This is a genomic window from Hyphomonas sp. UBA3601 (genome assembly GCF_002375605.1).
Taxonomy (GTDB): Bacteria; Pseudomonadota; Alphaproteobacteria; order Caulobacterales; family Hyphomonadaceae; genus Hyphomonas.
The window spans coordinates 1-10386 of the sequence record NZ_DFME01000096.1 but is presented as its reverse complement, the minus strand read 5'-3'; the positions used below and the strand labels follow the sequence as shown (position 1 = coordinate 10386).

The window sequence follows — 10386 nt, the reverse complement described above, 5'->3', positions numbered from 1 at the left end:
CGCAAAGCTCACAAGATGCTTGGGATCGAAGATATCCCCCAGAACACCGGAAAATGCCCGGATCAAAACCGCGATCAACGCCTCGATGCTCAACATGCCTCCGGCAACCGTCTCGGAAACACCGCGCTCAACCAAATGGCCCACCGAGAGGCTGGTTACCGTCACCAAGCACATCATGTTCAGGCAATATGCGGCGGCAAGAATCTTGAACTGCGTCGTCCGCATCGCAGCCTTGGTCGTCCAGTCCACAGTCGTCCGGTAAATATGGCGACTGCTCCGTGTCGGAGGCAGTTCGACTTGGTCAGGCATGACGGTCGGTGCCGCCGCTTCAGCCTCTGCTGCGACGAGTTCCTCACGTGCGGGCCGAGTGAATCTGCGCTCCAAACCAACGATGATCGCGCACAAAACAGCCGCAGCCAGTAGTGCGATTGCCTGATATTCCCAATAATTCCGCCACGTCTGACCTTCAAGAGCCAATACGCCAAGTACCATCAATGGCCCGACCACCGTCCCTATTCCGCTGATCGTCGCCGCCACGCCGAGCGCGGTCGATTGCCGCTGGAACAGTCGGCTCACAAGGAAGGTTGTCGGGATGGACGCCATCATGGGGTAGGCCAAACCGCAGATTGCTGCCGCAATATAGTACTGAGGTAGGCTCTCCACTCCATGCAGAAGGTACAAACCGATGCAGGCCAGAACACCACCAATCAGGATTGTGTTCCGCACCCCCACCTGGCGGATGAGAAATGGCGGCACAGATGACGCGACGCCGGTAACTGCACCGAGCACCGTAAATCCAAACCCAGCCTGCGCCCAGCTCCATTCCAGATCCATCACCATAAATGGGAGGACCACGCCGAGTGAAGAATATGTCGCCGCGGCCAGCAAAAGCTCAAGCGAACTCATTGCCAGCAATTGGCTGCCTGCCTTGAAAGGAATTCTTGCATTCATGGGTCAGGATACTCCAGCGGACGAAAATGGGTTGTCGCCATAGACATCGGAACCGCTCAGCGGCTTTTTATTTTCGGATGTGGGCGCACGCCCACAAATCGACAGCGCGGTCAGCGCATAGATCAAAGTGCTTTTGACCATGTCTTCTGGCGTCGGACGCCAGCGTGGAAAGCCGGTTGTGACGGCAGGAATGCGGTTCATGTTGAAGACGTTGTGGTCGCGCCACATGCTCGAATAAACAGGATGCGCGAGCTTCAGAGGCTCGCCCAGTGTATGCCGGGTCGCGGCATCAACAGCCGAAACGAGCGGGGACACGCGTTCTTCATCGGCAGCAAATCCGTGCCGGACCACGACTGGCTCCAGACCGAACTCACCTATGCCTTGGCGTCTCAAATGACTCTCAAGGCTTCTATGGACCTGCCCGATTTCTACATGCGGCGGCAAACCGACTTCAAGATAGAGTGAGCAAATTTCCGTTCCGGCCCCGAACGCATATGGAACGCCACCACGGACAGAGGAGATTTGCGTCTTGGGTTTGGCCAAACCGCCAGACGACGTGTAGATGTTCTCCTGCTCATAAGTGCGCCCCCAGTCCAAAATCGACTGGATGGTGTCACCGAGACGATAGATCGGGTTGGGGTGATCAGCGGCCTTTTCTGGGCTTTCGAGAAGTGGTGTGAACACGCCTTCGCCAAATAGCTGGATGCGGAATACGGCATAACCGCATGCAACCCACGTCAACCCGAAGTCACACCCCTCGGCCGCGATCGCATAATCGGGTGACACACCGCCATGATAGAATGCGTAGTGCGTGCCGATTTCCTTGCCCATATACTGTACGCCGCGAGCCTCCTCGATCGGCTCAGGACCGATCTCGCCGGGAGATGCGGTAAGGTACAGCCGTCCCGACAGATCAATACCGCAGGATTTCAGCGCCTTGGCGGCCATAAGGAAGCACACCATCGGCCCGCGATCATTCGAGATTGGGTAGCCGTGGAATGCCCCATCCTGTAGCCAGCACTGGTTCCATTCCGGGTTCGCCAGCGTTTCAGGACGGAACTTGTGGGCGTCCAGATCCGCATTCCAGGTCGGACTTTCAGTATCAAGGTGGGCTGTGTAGAGGAGGCTCTTTCCGTCACCCTTGCCGCCATAAGTCGCGATAACATTCGGCCGTTCAGGCGTTGCGCCAACTTTTCGCGGTGCAAAACCTTCTGTTTGCAACCAATCAAACACAAACTCTGCAGCTGATGCCTCGCTCATGGATGGGCTATCAATGTTCCCAAGGGCAAGTGCGGTCTGGGTTAGCTCTTCGATATCAATAGCTGCGGATAGTGCGGCGCACTCTTCTTCGCTGACCACGTAGTTTACGGGCGGAAGATTGTCGAATGTTTCACTCAAGGCCGGCCCAACTGTTCATGATCTGCTTTCGAATTGTCACTAGCTGAGCATTCAAGGGAGCATTCTTGCGCCTCACAAGTCTTGATTACCGCCGCACGGATTGTTGCAGCAGACACGCAAGAAAAGCGAGCACTGGCTATTACGCTTGAACTCAGAGTAACAACGAGCAAAAGCTATTCTGCGGGAATGACGGCCTTGTCCGTCCCCTGGCTCTCCGACTCCAACTTGCGCGCAACATCGCCTGGAGACCCGGACCCTCGAGCGATCAGAGCATAGGCTGTCGGCACGAACAACACGGTCACCAGCGCAGCGGCGATCACTCCAAACAGGATCAGGATACCAATCGCCGATCGGGTTTCGGCGCCTGCACCGCTGGACAGGATAAGTGGGAGAGCACCGGCAGCTGTGGTCAAACTCGTCATCACGATTGGCCTGAAGCGCGCGAGCGATGCTTCCTTGATGGCTTCGTAAAAGGGGCGGCCTTCGTCGCGCAACTGGTTCGCGAACTCCACGATCAGAATGCCGTTCTTCGCTGCAAGGCCAATCAACATAATCAAGCCAATCTGCGTGTAGATGTTCAGCGAATTTCCGGTCAGCCAGATACCAAGCATCCCTCCAGCCAATGTCGCAGGCACGCACAGCATGATGATGACCGGGTGGCGGTAGCTCTCAAATTGCGCTGCAAGCACAAGGAACACGATCACCAGACCCGTGATGAATACGAATATGAGGGACTGGCCAGACGTCTTGAAGTCGAGCGACTGCCCTTTGAAGTCCAATGTGGCCTCTTGCGGCAACACTTCACGAGCCTTGGCCTGCATGGCGTCGAGCACAGTGCCCAGCGACGCACCCTCCGCCAACCCCGCTTCGATCGTGATTGCGCGCACGCGATTATACCGGTTCAAAGTCGGGCTATCCGCAATCGGACGAATTGTGACCAGATTGGAGAGGGGGATCAATTCACCTGACCGTGTGGATCGCACATAGATATTCTGAACATCGTTGGGCGTATTTTGCTCAGACCTCAGGCCTTCCAGGATGACATCATATTCTTCGCCATCATCGATATAGGTCGTAACGCGTCGCGAGCCCAGCATGGTTTGAAGCGTGACGCCAATATCGGTCACCGTCACACCAAGATCAGCCGCGCGATCATAGTCGACCTGAACCCTGTATTGCGGTTGGGTTTCCTTGTAATCCCAGTCAATATCGACCAGTCCTGGATTGTCATCTTCTAACGCGGTGACCAACAAGTCTCGCCACTCCGTCAGCACTTCGTAGGATGGTCCACCCAACACGAATTGGACAGGCTTGCCAGTGCCACCACCAAGTCCCTGCCGCATGATTGCGAAAGCTCTAATGCCCGGCAGGTTGGATAACTTGCCGTTAACTTCCGCTATGATTTCGTCCGCCGGACGCCGCCTGGACCAGTCATCCAACACCACAACCACAAAACCCTGATTGAATGACGAACTGCCAAATCCGGGCGCCCGCAGCAACAGGCGGCTCACCTCGCCGCTCTCTGCATAAGGGATCAATCGCCGTTCAATTTCGTCCATATAGCGTTCCATATACTCAAAGGACGCGCCTTCAGGACCCCGTATACTGACGAAAAATGCCCCGCGATCTTCAACGGGAACATATTCCTGCTCAATCGTTTGCGACAGGCTGTATGCGCCCGCAAACAAGCCGACCAGAACGACACCAACTGCTATCGGCCTCATGATCAGTCGGTCCAATACCCAGCCATATCCTGTTCGAAGGCGGCCGAATGCGCCGTCTATCGCGTTCGGGATAACCGCAAGCCATCCCGCACTCTTTTCACGTTTCAGGAGTTTTGAGGCCAGCATGGGCGCTAGTGTCATGGCCAGGATGCTGGAGAATGCGACGGCCGCAGCCATCGTCAGGGCGAACTCGGTGAATAGTCGCCCAACATCACCCTGCATAAAGGTGATCGGCACGAAGACCGCGATCAGGACAAGCGTCGTGGCCACCACCGCAAAACCAACCTGCCGGGTACCGCGGAACGCGGCAACCAGCGGCGTCTCACCTTCTTCTTCCATGCGGCGAACGATGTTCTCCAACACAACAATGGCGTCATCCACGACCAGTCCGATTGCAAGAACAAGCGCCAGCAGTGTCAGCAAGTTGACTGACAGGCCCAGTGCGTAGAGCACAATGAAAGTGGCGATGATCGAGACCGGAACAGTGATTGCCGGGATAATGGTTGCCCGGACGCTGCCGAGAAACATGAATATCACCAGTGTCACCAGCGCCACTGCGATGGCAAGCGTGGTGTAAACTTCTCGAATCGAGGCGTCGATGAAGACTGAACTGTCGAAACTACGCGCGATCACCATGCCTTCTGGAAGCGTCTCGTTCAGTCGGTCAGCAAGTTCCCGCGCTCCAGCCGCAACCTCGACTGTATTCGCAGTCGACTGCTTGATGATGCCCAGCCCCACCATCGGAACGCCGTTGCCTCTGAACATGTTGCGGTCCTCGACCGTCCCACGCTCAACCCGCGCCACGTCTCCCAGTCGCACCAGATATCCGTCCTCGCCTTCGGCGATCACGAGCGCGGAGAACTCTTCCGGCGTCTTGAAAGTGCGATCAATTCGGACCGTGAAAGTTCGCTTTTCCGATTCCAGACTGCCGGCTGGTGCTTCGATATTCTCACTGCGCAATGCTTGCTCAATCTCGGCCACGGTCAGATTGCGTGCCGCCAAGGCTCTACGATCTATCCAGACGCGAAGGGCATAGTCTCTGGAGCCACCAACTCGTACGCGTGCCACCCCATCCAGGGCGGAGAACCGGTCGACAAGATAGCGCTGAGCATAATCTGACAATTCCGGCGTAGTCATTGCCTCGCTGGCAAGGTTCAGCCAGATAATGACATCATCATTGGAGTCGGCTTTTTCGACCTCTGGCGGGTCGGTATCCTCAGGAAGATTGTCCAGCACACCAGAAATCCGGTCGCGGATATCGTTCGCGGCCACATCAATGTCCTGGTCTATGCCAAACTCCACGCTTATACGCGAGCGGCCATCGCTCGAATTGGAATCGATGTAGCGAATGCCCTCAACACCAGCGATGCGATCTTCGATAATTTGGGTGATCCGTGTTTCTACAACACTGGCAGACGCCCCTGGATAGTTCGTATCGATGGAGACGATTGGCGCATCGATGTCAGGGTATTCTCTCAGGGGCAACCGATCGAACGCTACCATGCCAAAAATCACGAGTATAAGCGCAAGCACCGACGCGAATACGGGCCGCTTGATCGAGGTATCCGACAGCAACATCGTCAGCGACCTGTAGAAGCAGGAGACCCGGCTGCACCCCCGCTACGATTCTTGCCGCTGATGGCCTTGGGAAGGAGCATTGACTGGTCCTGAATTTCCACGGCGGCACCCTCGCGAACACGGATGATACCTTCGGTAATCACGTCTTCGCCAGCCGTTAGACCTGACATCACTTCCACATACCCCGCCTGGCGTAGCCCGAGTTCGACTTCCTTACGCCGCGCGATGAGTTGTCCACCTTCGTTTTCAACGACGAATACAAATGTGCGCGGCCCTACCGGCTGTATTGCTTCTTCAGGTACAGCCAGAGCTTGTCGTGGATCCGCCACCAAGGTTACCTGCACAAACATGCCAGAGATCAGCAGACGCTCCGGGTTGGGCAAAGTGGCACGCACACGAACGGAACGCGTCACAGGATCAATTGCGTTGTCAATTGACGCAATCACTCCATTGAAAGTTTCCCCGGGAAGATCCGCTGTTCTTGCTTCAATTTCCGTACCTTTGGCCAAGGTTCTCAAGAATGTCGACGGCACGGAAAAGTCCAGATTCATTTCGCTGTCATCTATCAGCCGCGCAACGATATCCCCTGGCTGAACATATGATCCAACACTGACCATCCGGAAGCCTAGCACGCCATCAAATGGAGCAACGAGAACGCGATCCTGTTGGCGAGATTGCACCGCACGCAACTGTGCCGCAGCGCTATCAAGATTACGATTTGCCTGATCGAGTTCTGACTGGGATACAGCCTGCTGATCTGCCAGGCGCGCGAGCCGTTCCTGCTGGCGCCGCGCTTCATCGAGCGTTGCTTCAGCAGCTTCTACAAGTGCTGCCTGTTCGCGCTGCGCAAGCGAGAGCAAGGTCTTGCCCTGCTTCACGCGATCACCATCGTCAAAATAAATCGCCCGCACTCGGTCAGCCGCATTCAGGGTCAGATCGACTTGCTCGTTGGGTTCTAGCGTGCCCAACGCCTCAATCCTCATCGCAAAACTGCGTTCCTGTACCGGCTCAACGAAAACACTCGCGGGACCACCCCGCTGCGCCTGAGCTGATAGCGACGATACAAACACGGCAGCTAAAATGAAAAGCAGGTTTCTGGTAAACATATCTATTCCAACGCGATTGCGGGTTCTGTCCCATATTGATTCGGCATTTCTATACCTCCCAATGCTCGATACGCGGCAATCGCCCGGCTAGATGACTGAAGTCGGCTTTCAGCCAACTGATCTTCCGCCGTCAACAATGTTCGCTGCGCTTCCAGCACATCCAGATAATCGTCGAGACCTTCTTCGAACCGTAGACGCGCAAGTTCTATCGCCCGCTGCGCTGATGCCGCCGCTCTCTTTAGATCGTCGCGGCGCTTCAACTCATTCGTGTATTCCGAGAGAGCGGATTCGACTTCGCTCAAAGCATTCAATACGGTCTGTTCATATTGCGCAATCGCCGCGTCTGTTCGTGCGTCGGTCGCATCTATGTTTGCCCGCACCCGCCTGAGATCAGGCCACGCCCAACTTATCGAAGGGCCAACGCCAAATCCGAAGCTCGTCAAATCGCCGATATCATTGGCATCATCAAACAAAGCCAGAACGTTCGCATTGACGGTTATCGTCGGAAACAAGTCCGCACGTGCAGCGTCGCCCAATGCCAGTTGGCGCGCGATCACCACTTCTGCGCTGCGAATATCCGGACGTCGGCGGACCAGATCTTCAACCGACCCTGCCATGATCGCGCCGCGGTGCTCTGGAATATCATCCGCGCTGGTCACCAATTCCATCACCAGACTCGATCGAGAATTTGCCGGCTGTCCAGTCAACGCGGCGAGCGCGCTCTTGGCTGATTCTATGGCCGCCTCGTAGCGAGGAAGCGACGCGAGCGTCGTACGATACTGAGCCTCTGCTCGCTCCATATCCAGTCGGGTTGCCCGGCCATTGTCTAAAAGTGTCTGTAACAGGTCCAATCCTTCAGACTGGGTGTCGGCATTCTTGCGCGCAACCGCAAGTCGTCTTTGCGCACCGCGCAATTGCACATAATTCAGAGCCGTCTCACTGGCGACGATCACCGCAACATCTCGGCGAGCCTGCCGAGCCGCTTCGACATCAAATTCTGCGGCGGCGATTTGGGCTTCAATGCGACCGAATGCATCGTACTCCCAACTCGCTCCAAGCGCCCCTTGAATCGAGGCCCTCACGTCTTGGCCTGGCTGAGCGGACCGCCCAACATCTCCATCAAATGACGTAGAAGCGGAGTAGCTGCGATCAAGCCGAGCTCCAGATGCAATCGCTTCAGCAACTCTTACATTTGCAGCAGCTTGGTCGAGAGACTTGTTTGCGGATAAGGACTGGGCGATGAGGCTATCGAGAACCGGATCTCCAAACTGTTTCCACCACTCCAACTCAAGGCTCAAATCAGCAGCTTCTGACAGATATGTTCCTTGAACCGGCACATCCGGCATTGTCGGACCAGCGGGCGCACCGACACACCCCGCCAGCATTATGGCAGTGGCACCTATGGACGCGTGGCAGGAGACGTATCTCATAGCGCTCATGTACCCTAACTGACCTTAGTATCCAGTTACATTCGGGCGCCAAAGTCCTCACATCTTCGTTAGCTCCGAATACCGGGCAGTATTCGTCACGTATGCTCAGGCAAGTCAGCGCCTGCCTCGATTAGCGCTGAAGGCTCCTTCGAATGTTCGACCATTTGCTCGCCCAGCTGTCGAACCATGGTTTCCAGCATCGAATCTCTCATCCACTCGCTGGTGGTTATTTGCCATGACGCTCGCGCAGAGTCCGAACATAAAAAAACCACCGAACGACTGACCTTACACAGGGCTGCCGTTTGGTGGCGATGTTTGCACCAGCTGCGCTGGTAAGTGCTTATCTTAAAAGCACTTCTACCCCTATGGGCGCTTTCCGAAAATCCAGTCCCAGATGTCGCGCTGTGTTGGTTTTGTTTGCTTCTGCATGATGTAACCTTTGACATGTTAAGGAGCAGTCCATCTGCCCCAGACGTCAAAGGTTAACTGAATTTTGCAAATTTCAAAGTAATTTTATGGAAATGTTAAGCTTGCGCTACAGCTTGCACACTACTTGAGCTTTCTAGAATAGACAGGATTTCTTCCGCACCGACGGGCTGTCCGATAAAGTATCCTTGCGCCAGATTGCATTCCAATGTGCGAAGAATTGCCAACGTATCCGGGTCTTCCACACCCTCGGCCACAACATGCATTCCCAGTGATTGGGCCACGCTGATGGTAGACTGGATCAAGAGTTGGCTACGCTCATTGTACCGAAGCGTGCTAATAAGCGTTCGATCAAGTTTGACCTCGTTGGCGGGCACCTTCAACAGATAGGTCAGCGTGGACAGGCCAGCTCCGTAATCATCAATGGATATCCCGAAACCGGCGTCCCTGAGCCGCCCCATAGCATCCTGGGCTCCGGAATTGTTCAGTAACTGCTCGTTTTCAGTGATCTCAAGCATGATGCTGCTAGCCTTGACCCCATACACACGTAAGGCAGCGTGCAGCATGAACTCAAATTCCGCGCTACCGATCAGGCTGGGCGAGATATTCACTGCGATGTTGAATCCGGGATCAATTTTCTGAGCGTCACGCAGAAACTGAAATGATGACTGAATGACATATTGTGTAAGTTGGTCGATGCGCTTTCCCCGTTCAGCCATCTGGACGAATTCGGCCGGCGAGATGACGCCCATTTCCGGGTGTATCCAGCGTACCAATACCTCGGCGCTTGAAATCCTTCCGGAACGGATATTCAACTGGGGTTGAAGCGCTATATAGATCTCGCGGTTACGAAGCGCCTCATCCATTTCAAAAAGGACCCGGCTCTGCCACAGCAGCGCGTCTTGCGCATCCTGATCATGCAGCTTGTACGTTTTTCTCTGTCGCGCGGCAGCCTGGGCAGCGGATTCCGCCGTTTTCAGCCGCGACGCCAAAGAGGCAGAGGCGATGCGTTCAACACCAAAGGCAACCTGAACTATCAGAGTTCTCTCGCCAACAATGACCCCCTTGTTGAGTTGGTTCGCCGTGGCTTCGAACAGGTCTTCCATTGCTGCTTCGTCAAAATCGGTTTGCAGCCAATAGAATTGACCGAGGTCGCCTTGATATACGGCTCCAGAACTCGGTAAAGCATTCGCTATCGTATTCGCGGTGATCCCTTCTTGTTCGGGAGTGAGGCCAGTCGAAATAGCCGCATAGTTTGTCACCACAGCTGCCACCATGACACGCTGGTCTTGGCCGACATGAGCGCTCAAGCATTGCGCACTGGGAAGATGGGAAAGATTGTGCGTGAACGCCTTGTTCGCAGTTTCCCGTTTTTTCAAACGCATCCACGCGATCAATGTCCCGAACGAAATCATTCCGATCGCATGGCCGCTACTCGTGCGAATGGAAAACATGTCCATGACAATGGGGAACACGATCATGCATGCCAGCGCGACTGGTGCCCAACGCAGCGCCATGGAGCCAAAACGTCGACTGAGCATCAAGCCCACTACGCCTACAGAAAACAGCCAGGCAGGAAGAAATCCAGCGTTAAGGGGACGTTCTTCGCCCAGAGTCATCGCCGCCATCAGGATGACTTCTGCCAGAGAGCCGTTTCCCTGCGAGGGCATCAAATAGGGATGGTTGTCGCCTTGACTGGCTTGCGCCACGACAAGCCGTTTCCCGCGGACAAGCGCCGCGTCGAAATCTGGTGCCAGCACAGTGCTCAAATCA

General features: G+C 55.4%; 6 protein-coding genes. All 6 read right to left on the bottom strand.

Going from position 1 to position 10386, the window contains the following annotated elements; translation table 11 throughout:
- Positions 1 to 951: MFS transporter (locus B4F73_RS09780; RefSeq protein WP_290483139.1), on the bottom strand; the 951-nt coding region annotated here is incomplete at its 3' end.
- A 3-nt stretch (positions 952 to 954) separates the two neighbouring features.
- Positions 955 to 2349 carry a peptidase M20 gene (locus tag B4F73_RS09775; protein WP_290483138.1) on the bottom strand — a complete coding sequence of 465 codons (1395 nt, stop codon included), beginning with the start codon at positions 2347 to 2349 and terminating at the stop codon, positions 955 to 957.
- 173 nt (positions 2350 to 2522) lie between these two features.
- Positions 2523 to 5651, bottom strand: a complete 3129-nt coding sequence (locus B4F73_RS09770) for an efflux RND transporter permease subunit (RefSeq protein WP_290483137.1) — start codon at positions 5649 to 5651, stop codon at positions 2523 to 2525.
- Positions 5652 to 5653: 2 nt separating this feature from the next.
- Positions 5654 to 6757: an efflux RND transporter periplasmic adaptor subunit gene (locus B4F73_RS09765; RefSeq protein WP_206990955.1), complete on the bottom strand. Its 1104-nt coding sequence runs from the start codon at positions 6755 to 6757 to the stop codon at positions 5654 to 5656.
- A 2-nt stretch (positions 6758 to 6759) separates the two neighbouring features.
- The gene (locus B4F73_RS09760) at positions 6760 to 8196 is read right to left on the bottom strand and encodes an efflux transporter outer membrane subunit (protein WP_290483136.1); all 1437 of its coding nucleotides are present in this window, start codon (positions 8194 to 8196) and stop codon (positions 6760 to 6762) included.
- A 515-nt stretch (positions 8197 to 8711) separates the two neighbouring features.
- On the bottom strand, positions 8712 to 10386 hold a 1675-nt coding region (locus B4F73_RS09755; protein ID WP_290483135.1), incomplete at its 5' end, for an EAL domain-containing protein.